The sequence below is a fragment of the Pseudomonas sp. RGM 3321 genome (assembly GCF_022836805.1).
In the GTDB taxonomy this organism is placed as follows: Bacteria; Pseudomonadota; Gammaproteobacteria; order Pseudomonadales; family Pseudomonadaceae; genus Aquipseudomonas.
In genome coordinates this window covers 77,653-92,410 of the sequence record NZ_JALHBH010000121.1, presented here as the reverse complement: position 1 = coordinate 92,410, position 14,758 = coordinate 77,653, and the positions used below count along the sequence as shown (strand labels likewise).

At 57.4% G+C, this 14,758-nt stretch carries 16 protein-coding genes and 1 pseudogene; 9 read left to right on the top strand and 8 right to left on the bottom strand.

Annotated features, from left to right (window positions below; genetic code table 11):
• The first annotated feature begins 4 nt into the window (after positions 1-4).
• Genes RGM3321_RS25920 through RGM3321_RS25900 form a run of 5 tightly spaced genes read left to right on the top strand, consistent with a single transcriptional unit; the run spans position 5 to position 3,981 of the window.
• Positions 5-691: an isochorismatase family cysteine hydrolase gene (locus tag RGM3321_RS25920; RefSeq protein ID WP_244395423.1), complete on the top strand. Its 687-nt coding sequence runs from the start codon at positions 5-7 to the stop codon at positions 689-691.
• Positions 688-2,229 carry an ABC transporter ATP-binding protein gene (locus RGM3321_RS25915; protein ID WP_244395422.1) on the top strand — a complete coding sequence of 514 codons (1,542 nt, stop codon included), beginning with the start codon at positions 688-690 and terminating at the stop codon, positions 2,227-2,229. The genes RGM3321_RS25920 and RGM3321_RS25915 overlap by 4 nt, the downstream gene beginning before the upstream one ends.
• Entirely contained in the window at positions 2,226-2,903 is a 678-nt protein-coding gene (locus RGM3321_RS25910; RefSeq protein WP_244395421.1) for an isochorismatase family cysteine hydrolase, read from the top strand. The genes RGM3321_RS25915 and RGM3321_RS25910 overlap by 4 nt, the downstream gene beginning before the upstream one ends.
• Entirely contained in the window at positions 2,903-3,298 is a 396-nt protein-coding gene (gene hpxZ, locus RGM3321_RS25905; RefSeq protein WP_244395420.1) for an oxalurate catabolism protein HpxZ, read from the top strand. The genes RGM3321_RS25910 and hpxZ overlap by 1 nt, the downstream gene beginning before the upstream one ends.
• Positions 3,295-3,981: a GntR family transcriptional regulator gene (locus RGM3321_RS25900; protein ID WP_058401719.1), complete on the top strand. Its 687-nt coding sequence runs from the start codon at positions 3,295-3,297 to the stop codon at positions 3,979-3,981. Before hpxZ ends, RGM3321_RS25900 begins: the two co-directional genes overlap by 4 nt.
• A 14-nt stretch (positions 3,982-3,995) precedes the next feature.
• Here RGM3321_RS25900 and RGM3321_RS25895 read toward each other — a convergent pair whose 3' ends face one another.
• Entirely contained in the window at positions 3,996-5,114 is a 1,119-nt protein-coding gene (locus RGM3321_RS25895) for an HWE histidine kinase domain-containing protein (RefSeq protein WP_244395419.1), read from the bottom strand.
• Positions 5,115-5,275: 161 nt separating this feature from the next.
• On the opposite strand from RGM3321_RS25895, the gene RGM3321_RS25890 reads away from it, so the two are divergent.
• The gene (locus RGM3321_RS25890) at positions 5,276-5,572 is read left to right on the top strand and encodes a hypothetical protein (RefSeq protein WP_244395418.1); all 297 of its coding nucleotides are present in this window, start codon (positions 5,276-5,278) and stop codon (positions 5,570-5,572) included.
• A gap of 560 nt (positions 5,573-6,132) precedes the next feature.
• Here RGM3321_RS25890 and RGM3321_RS25885 read toward each other — a convergent pair.
• Together RGM3321_RS25885 and RGM3321_RS25880 are read right to left on the bottom strand one after the other, a co-directional pair.
• The gene (locus RGM3321_RS25885) at positions 6,133-6,405 is read right to left on the bottom strand and encodes a hypothetical protein (RefSeq protein WP_005745863.1); all 273 of its coding nucleotides are present in this window, start codon (positions 6,403-6,405) and stop codon (positions 6,133-6,135) included.
• 139 nt (positions 6,406-6,544) lie between these two features.
• Positions 6,545-6,775, bottom strand: coding sequence for a hypothetical protein (locus RGM3321_RS25880; protein WP_244395417.1), 231 nt, complete (start codon positions 6,773-6,775; stop codon positions 6,545-6,547).
• A 288-nt stretch (positions 6,776-7,063) separates the two neighbouring features.
• Here RGM3321_RS25880 and RGM3321_RS25875 point away from each other — a divergent pair.
• Positions 7,064-8,350 (top strand): annotated as a pseudogene (locus RGM3321_RS25875) (diguanylate cyclase).
• Between the two features lie 68 nt (positions 8,351-8,418).
• Here RGM3321_RS25875 and RGM3321_RS25870 read toward each other — a convergent pair.
• Together RGM3321_RS25870 and RGM3321_RS25865 are read right to left on the bottom strand one after the other, a co-directional pair.
• On the bottom strand, positions 8,419-9,432 hold the full coding sequence (locus tag RGM3321_RS25870) for an SMP-30/gluconolactonase/LRE family protein (protein WP_244395416.1): 1,014 nt from the start codon (positions 9,430-9,432) through the stop codon (positions 8,419-8,421).
• A gap of 17 nt (positions 9,433-9,449) precedes the next feature.
• Positions 9,450-10,022 carry a hypothetical protein gene (locus RGM3321_RS25865; RefSeq protein WP_244395415.1) on the bottom strand — a complete coding sequence of 191 codons (573 nt, stop codon included), beginning with the start codon at positions 10,020-10,022 and terminating at the stop codon, positions 9,450-9,452.
• 255 nt (positions 10,023-10,277) lie between these two features.
• Between RGM3321_RS25865 and RGM3321_RS25860 the strand changes: the two genes are divergently transcribed.
• Both RGM3321_RS25860 and RGM3321_RS25855 read left to right on the top strand, forming a co-directional pair.
• On the top strand, positions 10,278-11,513 hold the full coding sequence (locus RGM3321_RS25860; RefSeq protein WP_244395414.1) for a DUF1835 domain-containing protein: 1,236 nt from the start codon (positions 10,278-10,280) through the stop codon (positions 11,511-11,513).
• A 202-nt stretch (positions 11,514-11,715) separates the two neighbouring features.
• Positions 11,716-12,435, top strand: a complete 720-nt coding sequence (locus tag RGM3321_RS25855; protein ID WP_244395413.1) for a carbonic anhydrase — start codon at positions 11,716-11,718, stop codon at positions 12,433-12,435.
• Between the two features lie 162 nt (positions 12,436-12,597).
• On the opposite strand, the gene sodC is transcribed toward RGM3321_RS25855, so the two are convergent.
• From sodC to RGM3321_RS25840, 3 genes are all read right to left on the bottom strand, one after another.
• Positions 12,598-13,116 (bottom strand): superoxide dismutase [Cu-Zn] SodC, encoded by a 519-nt coding sequence (gene sodC / locus RGM3321_RS25850; protein ID WP_244395412.1) that lies wholly within the window; start codon positions 13,114-13,116, stop codon positions 12,598-12,600.
• Positions 13,117-13,350: 234 nt separating this feature from the next.
• Positions 13,351-14,361 carry an NAD(P)-dependent alcohol dehydrogenase gene (locus RGM3321_RS25845; RefSeq protein ID WP_058401709.1) on the bottom strand — a complete coding sequence of 337 codons (1,011 nt, stop codon included), beginning with the start codon at positions 14,359-14,361 and terminating at the stop codon, positions 13,351-13,353.
• Positions 14,362-14,424: 63 nt separating this feature from the next.
• Entirely contained in the window at positions 14,425-14,733 is a 309-nt protein-coding gene (locus RGM3321_RS25840; RefSeq protein ID WP_074594616.1) for a helix-turn-helix transcriptional regulator, read from the bottom strand.
• Positions 14,734-14,758 lie beyond the last annotated feature (25 nt).

The following is a 14,758-nucleotide window of genomic DNA, read 5'->3' as shown; positions in this document are numbered from 1 at the left end:
CGCCATGAGCGAACGTCATATTGCATCGGCGCCCTACCCCTGGCCCTGGAACGGGCAATTGCATGCGCACAACACGGCCTTGATCGTGATCGACATGCAGACCGACTTCTGCGGCGTCGGCGGCTACGTGGACAGCATGGGTTACGATCTGGCGCTGACCCGTGCGCCCATCGAGCCGATCAAGGCGCTGCTCGCCACAATGCGCCCGCTGGGCTTCACCATCATCCATACCCGCGAAGGTCATCGCCCGGACCTCAGTGACTTGCCTGCCAACAAACGCTGGCGCTCACAGCGCGTCGGCGCCGGCATTGGCGACCCTGGTCCGTGCGGCAAGATTCTGGTGCGTGGCGAACCGGGCTGGGAAATCATCGACGAACTGGCACCATTGCCTGGCGAAATCATTATCGACAAACCCGGCAAAGGCTCCTTCTGCGCCACCGATCTGGAACTGATCCTGCGCACACGCGGCATCGACAACCTGATCCTGACCGGCATCACCACCGATGTCTGCGTGCACACCACGATGCGCGAAGCCAATGACCGCGGCTTCGAATGCGTGCTGCTGGAAGACTGCTGCGGCGCGACCGATCCCGGCAACCATGCGGCGGCCCTGAGCATGGTCAAAATGCAGGGCGGCGTGTTCGGCGCAGTGGGACATTCCTCAATGTTTCGCGACCTGTTTGGAGCATGAACATGCACGCCCCAAGCCTTGAGACGATTGCTGCCAGCAAGCATTTCGGTACGTTTCGCGCACTGGACGAGGTGTCGTTCAAGATCCGCGCCGGCACTGTCCACGCCCTGCTCGGCGAGAACGGGGCCGGCAAAAGCACGCTGGTCAAAGGCATCATCGGCTACAGCCCGCTGCAATCGGGCAGTATTCTGGTCAACAACCGCGAGCATGCGATCAGCTCCCCGCGTGATTCTCATCAGTTGCATATCGGTATGGTGTATCAACACTTCACCGTCGCGCCGGGCCTTAGCGTGGCTGAAAACCTGGTGCTCTCACGCGGTGATCTGCCGTGGCGTATCAACTGGGCCAGCGAGCACGAGCGCCTCGAAGCCTTCATGGCAAAGATGCCTTTTCGTCTGGATATCCATCGGCCGGTCAGCAGTCTGGCCGCAGGTGAAAAACAGAAACTGGAAATCCTCAAGCAGCTATATCTGCAACGTCGGCTGATCATTCTCGATGAACCGACCTCGGTACTCACGCCGCAAGAGGCCGATGAAGTGCTGGGGCTGATGCAGACGATGGCGCATCGCGGTGAACTCACCGTGCTGATGATCACCCACAAGTTTCGCGAAGTCAGCACCTATGCCGATGACGTCACCGTGCTGCGCAAGGGCCGCTGGGTAGGCACAGCGACAGTGGCCGACACCACCACGCAGCAGATGGCTGCCTGGATGATGGGCGAAGCGCAAGTGCGTAGCGTGAGCAACGATCGGCCGGTAATGGCAACCCGTACGCCCCAGTTGCAGGTAGAGAGGCTGGATGTACCCGGTGACAAAGGCACGCTGGCGGTGAAAAACCTGTCTCTGGCGGTGCAGCCGGGAGAGATCGTCGGGGTTGCGGGTATTTCCGGTAACGGCCAGCGCGAACTCACCGAAGCCCTGCTCGGCCAGCGACCCTTCAGTGCCGGACAGATATCGGTCGATGGCCAGCCTTACCATGCGCAGCGTGAACAGATGCAGCGCCTGCGCGTGTTCAGCCTGCCCGAGGAGCCCTTGCGCAACGCCTGTATCGGCAGCTTCAGCGTGGCCGACAATCTGGCCCTGCGCAACTTCGACCAGCCGCCGCTGTGCCGTCAGGGCTGGCGTCTTGATCGTCATGCAATAGGCGCACAGGCACGCACATTGATCGAACAGTTCAAGGTCTCGCCCAACGACCCGAACCGCCCAATCGGCACCTTGTCGGGAGGCAACGTGCAGCGCGCCGTACTGGCGCGTGAACTGACCCGTGACGTCGCGGTGCTGATCGTCGCCAATCCGGTATTCGGCCTGGACTTTGCCAGCGTCGCGCTTATCCACCAGCGCCTGATCGATGCGCGCAACAGCGGCACAGCAGTCCTGCTGCTCAGTGAAGACCTCGACGAGCTGCTGAGCCTGGCAGACCGCATCGTGGTCATTCATGACGGCGAACTGGTTTTTGAAACCAGCGCAGCGGCCGCTGATCGAACCGAGCTGGGTCGACACATGGCCGGTGCCGAGCAGCTTGCCGGAGAACCGGCATGATCAGCGTCAATGCGCGTCCGGACTGTTTCACGTTCGCCACCTCCTGTGCCGCTGTGGTGATCATCGACATGCAGCGCGACTTCCTCGAACCCGGCGGCTTTGGTGCCGCGCTGGGCAACGATGTCGCACCTTTGCAGGCCATCGTGCCATCGGTGCAACAACTGCTGGCGCTGGCCCGTGATCAGGGCATAGTGGTCATACATACTCGTGAATCACACAGCGCGGACCTCGCAGACTGCCCGCCCGCCAAGCTGGCCCAAGGTTCACCGGGCCTGCGTATCGGCGACCTGGGCCCGATGGGCCGCATCCTGATTCGCGGCGAACCCGGCAATCAGATTATCGACAGCCTGACGCCGCTCGCCTGCGAGTGGGTCATCGACAAACCCGGCAAGGGCATGTTCTTCGCCACCGACCTGCATCAACGGCTGACCGACGCCGGGATCACTCATTTGATCTTCGCAGGCGTTACCACCGAAGTCTGCGTGCAGACCAGCATGCGCGAAGCCAGTGATCGGGGTTATCGCTGCCTGCTGATCGAAGATGCGACCGAAAGCTATTTCCCGGCCTTCAAACAAGCCACTCTGGACATGATCACCGCACAAAACGCGATTGTCGGGCGTGCAGCGCCACTGGCCGATCTGCAACAGGCCCTGCAAACAAGGAGTACACCCTGATGGAAATCAACCTTGCGCACATAGTCGCCGAAGTGACCAGCGCGTTCACTGATTACGAGCGCGCCCTGCTGGCCAATGAGCTGACCACGCTGGATGGGTATTTCTGGAATTGCGAACAGACCGTCCGCTATGGCGTCGCGGAAAACCTGCACGGTGCCGAAGCCATCGCGCGCTATCGACGCCACTGTCAGCCAGTCGGGCCCGGTCGAAAGTTATTACGCACCGTGGTGAGCACGTTCGGTGAAGACTTCGCCACCGTCAGCACCGAGTTTCACGATGGCGTTACTGAGCGTCTGGGACGGCAGATGCAAACCTGGGCACGCCTGGACGGCGGCTGGAAAGTCGTTGCCGCACATGTCAGCATTGACATGAGCAGCCTGGAGCCACGCCCTTGAATTCCCCCAACACCACCAACGCGCTGGCAGAAGACGTCTATCGTCGGCTCAAGCAGGAGATCTTCGACTTCTATCTGCTGCCCTACGACCGCTTCACCGAAACGCAACTGGCAGACCGTTATCAGGTGTCACGCACGCCGGTGCGTGACGCGTTGTACCGGCTGCAGCGCGAGGGTTATCTGGACGTCGAGTTTCGACGGGGCTGGTCAGTCAAACCGCTGGATTTCGACCAGATCGACCAGTTGTACGATCTGCGCATCGTGCTTGAATGTGCTGCGGTCGAGCGTATCTGTGCATCCCACGACGTGCATCCGGAACTCAATGTGCTACGTCAGCACTGGCTGATTGATCGCAGCCACTGGCAGATCGATATGCAGGTCGTCGCAGACCTCGACGAACAGTTTCACACCCAACTGGTGGCCGCCTCGGGCAATCTGGAAATGGCCCGTGTTCATCAGGAAGTGACCGAGCGCATTCGCATCGTGCGCAGACTGGACTTCTTCAAAAGCGCCCGCATCGAACATACCTACCTGGAGCACGCCGCGATCCTCAATGCATTGCAGGCACGCAAACGGGACGAAGCGCTGTTGTTACTGCGCTCTCATGTGGAAATCAGCAAACTCGAAGTGCGCAAACTGACCATATCGATGCTCAGTGATGCGCGGCGGCGGCATGAAGCATGAAGCATTGACGATTATCAGTTGCTTCTGCCGAGTTTGCCGGTGAACGGTGCGGATATTTCGCACCTCAGCCCGACCGGTTCGTAGAAGAACGTTGCCGAACCATCAAACGCATTACTCAGGCTGCCCTTGATCATCGCCGTGCCATAACCCTTGCGGCTCGGCTGATCGACCTGCGGGCCGCCGCTCTCCGCCCAGACCAGCCTGAAAACAGGCTCGAGATCATCACTGCCCTGCGCAACAATCCCCCACTGCACATTCAGTTCTCCCGCTTCCCGAGACAGCGAGCCGTACTTGGTGGCGTTGGTACACAGCTCATGTATCACCAGTGCCAGCGCCGATGCGGCCTCCTGGGTCAGCAAGACATCAGGGCCGGAAAAACTGATAGCACAGTCTTTTTGATAAGGCGCGAGCATTTCCTGCAGTAAGGCAGCCATTTCGATTTCGCACGTGCTCAGTGCCAGCGAGTGCGCGCGATGCATCATTACCAGCCGCTCGCTAAACACCGCCCGAAACTGCCTCACGTCGGGGTATCGTTTCAAGGTCAGATTGGCGAGACCGCCAATCGTCAGAAACAGATTTCGAATACGGTGCTCAAGCTCGCCCAGAATAAGCGCGTTGGATTCCTGCGACCTGCTATACGCACAGATGCGCGCACATAACGATGATGCCAATTGCAGAAACTCGCGCTGCTCAACAGTCAGCGACATGCCCAGCGGATGGATGATTGCGATACTTCCCTGGGCGTTGTTATCAGCGCTCAGTGCCGGAATCGAAATCATCGCGTGCAGATCATGTCGGGCGAAGAGCGCTTTCCACTCTTGCGAAAAGCGCGGGTCGTTTGCCACGTCCGGAACGTCGATGGTTTTCCCGGTCAATATGCCTAGTCCACATGAGCCGCGCTTGCCGGTGATGATGTTACCCACCAGAGCTTGAGAAAAACCGGACGGCAGGTTCGGGAAAATAGACTGCCGAAATGTTCTGCCGGCCTTATCCAGCACGTTGATGCCGACGACGGCACCCGGCAATCTGACTTGCAGCGCAATGGCAAAATCTTCAAGAAGCGGTTGGGCGGGCAAAGCGGATGACATGACGTCCAGTGCGCGATTACGAAAAACCTCTAGAAACTCACGCATGGCAGCCGCATCCTCAGGTGCGAAAAAGTCAGACATGGTACACCGGTGGCAGGCTTGCGATACGTGAGTTGGACAAAACGCCTTTCAGAGGAAAACAGCGTGCTCGTCGTTGTTCAGCTATTAACGCTATCCTCAGCACTTTCCGGAAATGGAAGCCCACAATGACACGAGCCGTACTGTTGGTGCTGTTGATCCTCGCGGTTGCATGGCTGGCGCAAAGTGGTGATGGCGACGAAATGCACTGCCCTGACAAAGATGCGAATTTTTTTGCTGAATCCATCAACGCGTATTTTGACAAACATCCACCAAAAGCCGGTAACGCCGTGACCATTCCTGACGGCGCCCGCTACGACAATCGTACCCATTGGTGGATAGTTCCGGTCGACGTCGGCCAGGAAAGATTACAAGCGCTGTTGAGTTGCGACGGCCATCTAGAACTGTCCGGGCGTAAAACGTGAACAACATTGCGCTGGATATCACCTGCCTGACGCCACTGCCTTACCATCGACAGGTCGTTGATTATCTGAAAACCAGCGAACCTGCAGTGCGGAGCTGGGCCTAGTCGCTCGGTGTCAGGCAGGAATGTGCCTAGGACGTGAATGTCGGAAGCTCTGCCTCCGCACCGGAGTTGTCAAACAAGTACGCTCGACATAACCGTTTCAAAAGTGAAGCTGGCGGCTTGTTCAAGCAATTGATGCCGGATGAAATCAGCGACGACCGATGAGTGGTACGAATTTATCTGGATCGAGTCGATCATCAGGGGATTGACCGACAATAGTGAAATGCTCGGCCTGAGCCCCCAGCTGTTCTCTGACGATCAACGGATGAGAAGTAAAAAAGTCTTGGAAACGCTTGCTGATCGAGGCTCACGGAGAAAGGCGAGAGGTCTATGAAACCGTTCTCTCCCGCCTCACGTTCCAGGTCGTCAGCATTAACGTATATATAGATTAAATCAGGATCAAGAAGACGCTTAATGGTGCTTTTGCCAGAGCCGTTTGGCCCTGCAAATACACGGAGTCTAGGAACCGGCACTGGCGGACGCCCCAGAGCCGATTTTGAAGCAAACTCCAGCCTTCACGCTGCGACGGGGTTTGGAAGCACAAACAATTTGCTCGGTACCGTCTGCTCGTTCGGCAACGATAAATCCGCCCTTGGAAAGCACAACGGTACGACCAGCTGCCTTGGCTTTTTCGTAAGCCATCCGTGTCGCAAGAGAAGCCTGAGCCGGGATCTGAGCTTCAAGCTTTTGAGTGGCCTCTTCAGACAATGCTTTGTTGACGGCTTTAGGCATGAATCCTCCTGGTCCTTGTGCTTAGGTGAGCGTGAACGACTTCATAGTAGCCCGAAAAAATGCTTTTCGACACGAGACAGATTACACCTTGTTTACCAGATGTGGCGCAAACGAGAGACCTGTCTGCGCCAATCCCGTTTCAGACCAGCCAATGCCACAACAACAGCGTACCTATCAGCCCCCTACCGAAACAATCGTCTGTAACGCCGACCCAAAAGGTTTGCTTGAGTTGCAGGCCGAAGTATTCGCGGACCATCAGAATCACCGGCAGAAGAATGATCAGCAAGGAAATACCGAACCCGGGCTGGCGACGGGTATCAGGCTTGGCACTGAACAACTCGCCCAACTCGGCGGGCTCTTCAATGTGCATGCGCCTGGACAGTATTTGCCAAGCCGGTCAGAAATTCGGGTAAAGAACTAAATGTCCTGAATCATCGCAGCACCCGCGGCAGCGTCAGTCGCAGACGCCCCGCAGCGCAACGGATATAGTCGTTACGCACGTAATGCACCCTTTGAATCATGTGGGTATAGTGCCTGTGCAACAAGTGCCTGGTGCCTGCGGTCCAACCCACTGCATTCACTACCCGCCCGGCATTGCGTCACCCATTATCTGATCAGAGCCGCGATCAATTTAACGGATCACTCGACAGGACATCAGATGACCTCATCCAGCCAGCGCCTTGCCTTGCCTTGCCTTGCTTGAAGCAGTTGTCGAGCAGTCATTCAATGCCGTTTTGATCACCGATGCCAATCTGACCAATGGCGGCCCGTTCATTGTGTATGTCAATCCGGCATTCTGCGCGATGACCGGCTACGCAGCAGAGGCATTGATAGGCCTTTCGCCACGGATCCTGCAAGGACCCGACACCGATCGTCAGGTGATCGAGCGTATGCGCAAGTGCCTGGGCGAAAGCCTCTTTTCGAAGGGTCGACAGTTAATTACCGCGCGGACGGAAGCCCCTATGTCGTCGAGTGGAAAATTTCCCCCGTGCGCGACGAAGCGGGTGCGGTTTACAACTTTGTATCCGTTCAGCAAAACATCAGCCCGCGCATTCGGGCGGAGCGCGAACAGTATTTGCTGGCTCAGGCGCTGAACGCCGCGCTTGATCCAATCATGATTACCGATTGCAACTCCACTATCGTCTTTGCCAATGAGGCCTTTCAGCACATCACCGGTTACAGCGCGCCGGAAATCATCGGCGAAAACCCGCGAGTGCTTAGTTCTGGTAAGCATGATGAGATGTTTTATGCCCAATTCAATGAAGCGTTGGCAAGTGGTATGCCCTTTCGTACGACCTTCATAAACAGGCGCAAGGACGGCTCCCTGTTCTATGCAGAACACAGCATTTCCCCGCTGTGTAACCTGGAGGGAACCATCACGCATTACGTCAGCATCAGCCAGGATGTAACGACACGGCTGGGCCGTGAACAGAAGTTGCTGGAAATTGCTCACAGCGACCCGCTGACCGGGCTGAATAACCGAAGGGCAGCGGAACACACCCTTGAGCGTCTGATCAATACCGCGCGGATATCGGGCAGGCCGTTCAGCCTTATCATCGGCGACATCGATCATTTCAAATCGGTCAATGACCGATACGGCCACCCCGCTGGCGACAGGGTATTGACCAGCGTTGCAGTCATCCTCAAACAACGGATCCGCCTGCAGGATGTCGCGGCCCGATGGGGAGGAGAAGAGTTTCTGATACTGGTGCCTGATAGCTCACTGAGTCATGCCGCTGAATTGGCCGACCGCATTCGCAAGGGCGTTGAGAGTCTGTTGATACCGGATACAGGCTCAGTGACTATTTCTCTGGGGGTTGCGCAACTCAGCCCCGGAGAAACAGCAGCAAGCCTGATCCAGCGCGCAGACAAAGCGCTCTATCAAGCCAAGCGCCTGGGCCGCAACCGTGTCGACATCGCACAGACAGACGACGCGATTTATTGAGGTGGTCTGCGAGCGGAGTCGTCAGGAATACCGCACGGCGCTATCGGTATTTCATGGTGACGGACGCTTTACGGCCGACTGCCGCCAACAAGAGCGGGTATTCTCAGCACCTTGTTGGCAGCGGTGATGTAAACCCAGTGCTGTGAACCGGTAGAACAGAATGCAAGATTGCCGGTGTCTTTCGCCGTGACCTTTATTTTCCCCAGCAACTCGCCGCTGGCAGAGAACACCTGAATGCCCTCTTTGCTGCTGCTCCAGACGTTGCCTTGCGCGTCGACCTTGAGTCCGTCAGGGATGCCGGGGGCAATCTCGGCAAACACCTTACCGTTACTCAGCGCACCGTCGCGCACCTGATACACCCGGATGCTGTGTGCCAGTTTCGGATTCTTGAAATCATGCGCCAGTTGCGAGTCCGCGACATACAGCAAGCTTTGATCGGGTGAAAACGCCAGACCGTTCGGCGAATGAAGTTCAGGGGTGTTCAATCTCGCCAGTTGGTTTTGTTCCGGATCGTAGCGGTAGACATACTCGCCGCCCTGCTCTGGTTTGCCGCCATAACTTTCAGCCTTGTTCAACACGCCGAAGGTTGGATCACTGAACCAGATACCACCGCGCTCATCGACCGCGACATCATTCGGGCTGTTCAAGCGCTTGCCCTCGTACCTATCGACAACTGTGCGCCATTGACCATCCGCTTCCTGTCGCACTATTGCGCGTTCACCATGGGATGCGGCGATAACTCGGCCTTCGGCATCCAGAGCATGCCCGTTCTGATAATGGGCAGGGTCCAGCCATACAGTCACGCCGTCATGCTCTTTCCAGCTCATGACTTTGTTCGCCTTCACATCACTCCAGATCAACCGACCGTCTGGCAAACACAAAGGCCCTTCCGCCCACTGCGCATCGGCGGTAAGCACTTGTGCCTGCGCGCTGGGCTGGATGAGTGCAGCAAACCGGGGATTATTGGCAACCACCGTGATTGGCGAAGCGTCTGAAGCCATCACTGCGCCTGCGGCGAGAAGCGCGCCCGCCAACACGAGCGAAGTGGTTTTCTTGCCTGGATGACGGAAGACTCGATTCATGCATTTCGCCCCATTGATCAGTAGGCACACCGGCCAGAAGAACGTTTGGCAGCAGCATCCGGTTTGAGTTTCACGATGAGTTGAACGTTGGGCTGATCACCCACGGTACGAGTCAGATGCCCGACCCTGTTGTCGCCAGGCCTTGCTTTGGAGCTGCTGTCGGCATTGAACTGCATTTCCCCAGGCCCCTGAACCAATACCGTGCCATCAGTGGTTTCCACCGACCACTGACCCTGTAGGGTGATCACCCACTGAGGGCCCGGCGCATGGTGCCAACTGCCGACGTAACCCGGCGGCAGTACCGCGTAGGCAATACTTTCTACTTCGTCGGGCGATACTCCGATCCACTGAGGCTCGGCGGGTGGCGCGTAACTTTTGAATTCCAGCCCCTCGATACGGCAATGCTCGACATGAGTGGCACCTGCCTCGTCGGCCCAGACAGTGGCGTACTTCACGGGGGGCTGAAGCTTGCCGTTGCTGGTGGTGCTTTGTTGAGAGTTTGCGGGTACAGACAGTACCGCCGCATTGACGCTAGTGCTTGCCGCACAAACGGCAACACAGGTCAGTGCAAGTGCGAAGAGCGTTTTCATGGGTAAATCCTTGTTCGCGAGAACACTGGGTAAAAAGACAACGTCGCTGTTTCGTTAAGGGTAACGAAGCGGGTCCGAATAAAACAATCAGGGAAACCTGGCCAAGTTGCAATCGACCATCCGATTACCTATATTCCGGCGTGGCGCCATCTACGCCACCTACCGCGGAAAGGGCTGCGCCCAGGATTCTGATTCGATATTCCGTCACTACGACTCCCGACCTTCAAGCGGACAAGGTTTTTGCAAGGAGATCGTATGCCCAGCAATAAAAAGTCCTCGTCCCATCACGGCCGTATCAACCTCGAACAGCAGCGCAAGCGTGCCAAAGAGCTTCTGCTGCGAATGGAAGACGGCACTGCAACTGATCAGCTCATCCTGCTCGACAAGACGACGCCGACCTTATCGGATGCGCAATGGCTGATCGCGAGGCAATTGGGCTTCAGCAGCTGGCCCAGGCTAAAGGCCCATGTCGATGCGGTCGACTTCGCAGCCCGGAATCCGGATTTCGAAGCAAGCGACGAAGCGAGAACCGTGCATTGGCGATGCGGCAGCGACATTGCCCACACTCTCAAAATCGCGGGTTTCAAAGGCTCTTTCAAGATGCTGACAGACCCTTTGTGCATGGGTCCGGTTCAGGCTGTGCCTGAAAAGGCATATCAGGCAGCGCGCAGCCAGTACATCAGCCAGGCATTCGGGCTGAGTCTTACGGATGTCGCACGCCGGTTTGATGATGAATACACCGATCTGCAGCAAATGAGCAGTGCCGATCACAGCGTGCTGTGGTGCGAGGCAGATGCCTACGACCAGCTCTTCCTGATCAGGACGCTGGCAGTCCTTGAGCAATTGCCTGCCAGGCTTGAAATTATCCAGGTGAGCCAGATTCCCGGCGTCCAGCGCTTCATCGGCATTGGCCAACTGGCGCCCGACCTGCTTGCCTGGCTGTGGCCGCAGCGCAAGGCGGTGACTGAGGAAATGCTGCATCTGGCCCGCCAGGCATGGGCGGCTTACTGCAACGCCTCGCCGGTTGCCCTTGCCGAACTGGCCCACACCGCGCAACCATCATTGCCCTGCCTTGCCCCGGCCCTGCTACGTCAGCTACAGGAATTACCAGGCGTCGATGACGGCCTGTCACTCACCGAGCGCCTGTCGTTGCAGTGCATCAGCGAAGCCGGGGCAATGACCTTCGGCCAAGTGTTTGCTGAGCTGACGGACAAGCGCGAGCCTTTACCGTTTCTGGGCGACATGATGTTTCACGCGATGATGCGTCCCTTGATTGATTCTCCAACCGCGCTAATGATCGAATCAGACAGCCGACTTGAATGGCCTCGCCGCTCGCTAAAGCTAACGCCGTTGGGGCAGCACGTATTGGCCGCAAAGGCCTATTGGCCCGACTACTGCCATCAAGCGCGCTGGGTTGGCGGCGTCTGCATTCAGCCCGGGCAGCCTCACTGGGTGATAGATAAGCACTTGCGCCCCCTATGGCGCGCCTGAGCCCGGGCAGCCCGGCTCAACGTCTTCAACGCTCACTGGCGGCCGACACTGGCGACAGAGACCGTGTATCAAGACAAATACAATTGGAAATAAAATTTCGTTAACTGTATGAAGTGAAGGGACTCTTCGATCAACGCCAGCAGTGCAATGCGTTGCGCGACGGGTCCATGCCCTTCGACAGTTAACAAGCCTGAGGCTTTTTATGAATTCGTCCTTGTCCCGCCGCAAGATCCTTCAGTGTGCTTGCTGTCTTCCTGTTGCTGCAGGGCTGATGGAGTTACCTTCGATTGCCAATGCCGCTACACCGACTTCGCCTCGTACTTCACTGACTGCCGACCAAGCGCTGAAAGCGCTGCGCGACGGCAATGATGCGTTCATGAAGGACAAGGAAATCAATGTCGAGCGTAACCGTGATCGCCGCCTGGAAATCGCCAAGGGACAAACCCCGTTCTGCATTCTGATTTCCTGCTCAGACTCGCGCGTACCGCCAGAACTGCTGTTCGGACGCGGTCTGGGTGAACTGTTCATCGTGCGTAACGCGGGTAATACTGTCGATACCGCCGCGCTGGGCTCGATCGAATATGGCGTCAGTCAACTGGGTGTGCCACTGGTGGTGGTGATGGGTCACGAGAAGTGTGGTGCGGTAGCTGCCGCCGTGTCGGTGGTAGAGGACAACACTGTGTATCCGGGTGCCATTGGCCAGATGATCGAACCCATTTTGCCTGCCGTGCTGACTGCCAAATCGAAAAAAGGCACGAGCCTGCTGGAGGACTCGGTCAAGGCCAATGTTCAGCGCACCGTCGCGCGTCTGCGCACCGCCTCGGAGCCTACCCTGATGAATCCGATCAAGGATGGCAAGGTCAAGGTTGTCGGCGCCTATTACAGCCTGGAAAACGGCAAGGTCGATTTCTTCGACGTCTGAGTCACATGCGTTTGCCCGCAATAAATCAAGCGCATGGACTGCGCTGATCTTCCCCAAGAGCAATGATTTCCTGTTTCGTCATCGCTCTAGCCCATACCAACAGGTTGAGCGAGCATTATTCGCTGGTGTGCCTGCACCCGAACCGGACACAGGCACGGCGCATCAGATCACGCCACAGGCCGCACGATCGCCGCCACCGCCCAAGGGTGCAGGGTGGTCGGAATGGTTATCGCCGCCCGCATGAACCATCAGCGCATGGCCTTTGATTTCCGAGATTTTCTTCAGCCGTGGCGCCAGTACCGGATAGTGGGCGGTGCCGTCGGCGTTAACGTACAACGCAGGCAGATCGCCTAGATGACCATCAGCGTAGGGCCCCAGATGCTTGCCGGTCCTGGCCGGGTCAAAGTGACCACCTGCAGCCAGCGCAGCGACCTTCTTACCGTCCTTCGTACCGGCTTCGCAGCTGCCGTTTTCATGTACGTGAAAACCGTGAATACCCGCAGGCAGGTCTTTCAGATTCGGGGTAAACAGCAAGCCATACTGTGTTTCGCTCACCGTCACGTTGCCAACAGGTTTGGGCGCGCCGTCAGCGCTGACCAGATTGATGGGAACGTCCAGCGATGCAGCCTGGACACTGAGGGAGAAAACGCCAAGCAGGCCTAGCCAAAGATGAGGTTTCATGATTTCAATGCGTCCCTGATCTGGTAATCGGATTGAACGTCACGGTGGGCAGCGTGAAGCTGCATGCCACGCAACGTCCTTGATGTCACAGAGGGTGTGACCACAGACCAGCGCACTTGATGCAAAAAGATGACCGGGGAAAGTTATGCAAAACGTCTCGACTGGCCTGCCATGACGAAAGTTGGCAGACCAGCGATTTTGACTTGCGCTCAGCTATCGGCGTAGGGGCATCACTCAGATATCCAGGCAGATCTTGCCGAAGTGCTGATTGGTTTCCTGATAACGGAACGCCTCGACAATGTCGGTCATCGGGAAGGAGCGGTCCATGACCGGACGCATGCCATTGGCATCAATGGCGCGGATCATGTCTTGCTGCTGGGTGCGGCTGCCCACCAATACGCCCTGCATGCGCAGTTGCTTGACCAGTGCCGGGACGAATTCCAGCTGACCGGCAACACCGCTCAGAATACCGATGACCGAGATATGCCCTGCGACCCGTGCGGCTGTCATGGAGTGCTGCAATGTCGAAGGGCCGCCCACGTCGATGATGTGATCAACACCACGGCCGCCAGTCAGCTTGCGGGCCGTCTCGCCCCAGTTGCTGTCCTTACGGTAGTTGATCAGATGGTCAGCGCCCATGGCTTGCAGACGCTCCAGTTTTTCATCACTCGACGACGTCGCGATAACGGTCGCACCCACCATCTTGGCGAACTGCAGCGCAAAAATAGACACGCCGCCAGTGCCTTGCACCAGAACGGTATCACCGGCTTTCAACGCGTCATCGACCATCAGCGCGCGCCACGCGGTCAGGCCTGCGGTGGTCAGCGTGGACGCTTCGGCATGGGTATAACCCAGTGGCGCGTGGGTAAATGAGGTGGCACGGGCAGTCACCTGCTCGCGGGCATAACCGTCGACGCCGTCGCCCGGCACAGTGACGAAACCTTCAACCAGCGGCTCGCCGCTGATCCACTCAGGGAAGAACGTGCTGACGACAGAGTCGCCGACAGCGAACTCGCTGACGCCCTCGCCTACTGCGGTTACTACGCCTGCGCCATCGGCCATGGGAATGCGTTTTTCAGTCGGTGCCCACATACCGGTGACGACCGCGAAGTCGTGATAGTTGAGCGAATTTGCGTGCAGACGCACAGTGATCTCACCGGCTTTCGGTGCCAGCACTTCGCTTTCGCCAACGCTGACCTGATCGTAGCCGCCGCCAGCCTGCACGTAGATGGTTGTATTGCTCATGGTCAATCTCCTATCAATTCAACATTACGCAAAATGACGAAATGTATAAGTAACGCTAAAGGGTCATAGTTCTTTCTTAAGCCTATCGGCGAACCGGTCGATGGCTTGCTCGTCGCGGCGAAAATAAGTCCATTTGCCGATCCTTGTCGCCTGAACCAGCCCGGCGCGTTGCAGGATCGCCAGGTGCGCAGACGCGGTGGAAGCCGACAGACTGGCCTTGGCCTGAATGTGCGAGACGCACACGCCTATAGCCGGATCACCATGGTCCTGTGGGGGGAAATGGGCTTGCGGGTTTTTCAGCCACTCCATGATCAACATGCGAGTGTCATTGCCGACCGCTTTGATTTGCTCAAGAATCATGGGGCACAACATTACGCTTTTTTACGAAATGTTCAAC

Excerpts from the sequence above, each read along its gene's own strand:
- RGM3321_RS25870 (WP_244395416.1), bottom strand. The coding sequence starts at position 9,432 with ATGAATCGAGTCTTCCGTCATCCAGGCAAGAAAACCACTTCGCTCGTG.
- RGM3321_RS25880 (WP_244395417.1), bottom strand. The coding sequence starts at position 6,775 with ATGCACATTGAAGAGCCCGCCGAGTTGGGCGAGTTGTTCAGTGCCAAG.
- RGM3321_RS25915 (WP_244395422.1), top strand. The coding sequence starts at position 688 with ATGAACATGCACGCCCCAAGCCTTGAGACGATTGCTGCCAGCAAGCAT.
- RGM3321_RS25860 (WP_244395414.1), top strand. The coding sequence starts at position 10,278 with ATGCCCAGCAATAAAAAGTCCTCGTCCCATCACGGCCGTATCAACCTC.
- sodC (WP_244395412.1), bottom strand. The coding sequence starts at position 13,116 with ATGAAACCTCATCTTTGGCTAGGCCTGCTTGGCGTTTTCTCCCTCAGT.
- RGM3321_RS25910 (WP_244395421.1), top strand. The coding sequence starts at position 2,226 with ATGATCAGCGTCAATGCGCGTCCGGACTGTTTCACGTTCGCCACCTCC.
- RGM3321_RS25865 (WP_244395415.1), bottom strand. The coding sequence starts at position 10,022 with ATGAAAACGCTCTTCGCACTTGCACTGACCTGTGTTGCCGTTTGTGCG.
- RGM3321_RS25890 (WP_244395418.1), top strand. The coding sequence starts at position 5,276 with ATGACACGAGCCGTACTGTTGGTGCTGTTGATCCTCGCGGTTGCATGG.
- RGM3321_RS25845 (WP_058401709.1), bottom strand. The coding sequence starts at position 14,361 with ATGAGCAATACAACCATCTACGTGCAGGCTGGCGGCGGCTACGATCAG.
- hpxZ (WP_244395420.1), top strand. The coding sequence starts at position 2,903 with ATGGAAATCAACCTTGCGCACATAGTCGCCGAAGTGACCAGCGCGTTC.
- RGM3321_RS25895 (WP_244395419.1), bottom strand. The coding sequence starts at position 5,114 with ATGCGTGAGTTTCTAGAGGTTTTTCGTAATCGCGCACTGGACGTCATG.
- RGM3321_RS25920 (WP_244395423.1), top strand. The coding sequence starts at position 5 with ATGAGCGAACGTCATATTGCATCGGCGCCCTACCCCTGGCCCTGGAAC.
- RGM3321_RS25840 (WP_074594616.1), bottom strand. The coding sequence starts at position 14,733 with ATGTTGTGCCCCATGATTCTTGAGCAAATCAAAGCGGTCGGCAATGAC.
- RGM3321_RS25855 (WP_244395413.1), top strand. The coding sequence starts at position 11,716 with ATGAATTCGTCCTTGTCCCGCCGCAAGATCCTTCAGTGTGCTTGCTGT.
- RGM3321_RS25885 (WP_005745863.1), bottom strand. The coding sequence starts at position 6,405 with ATGCCTAAAGCCGTCAACAAAGCATTGTCTGAAGAGGCCACTCAAAAG.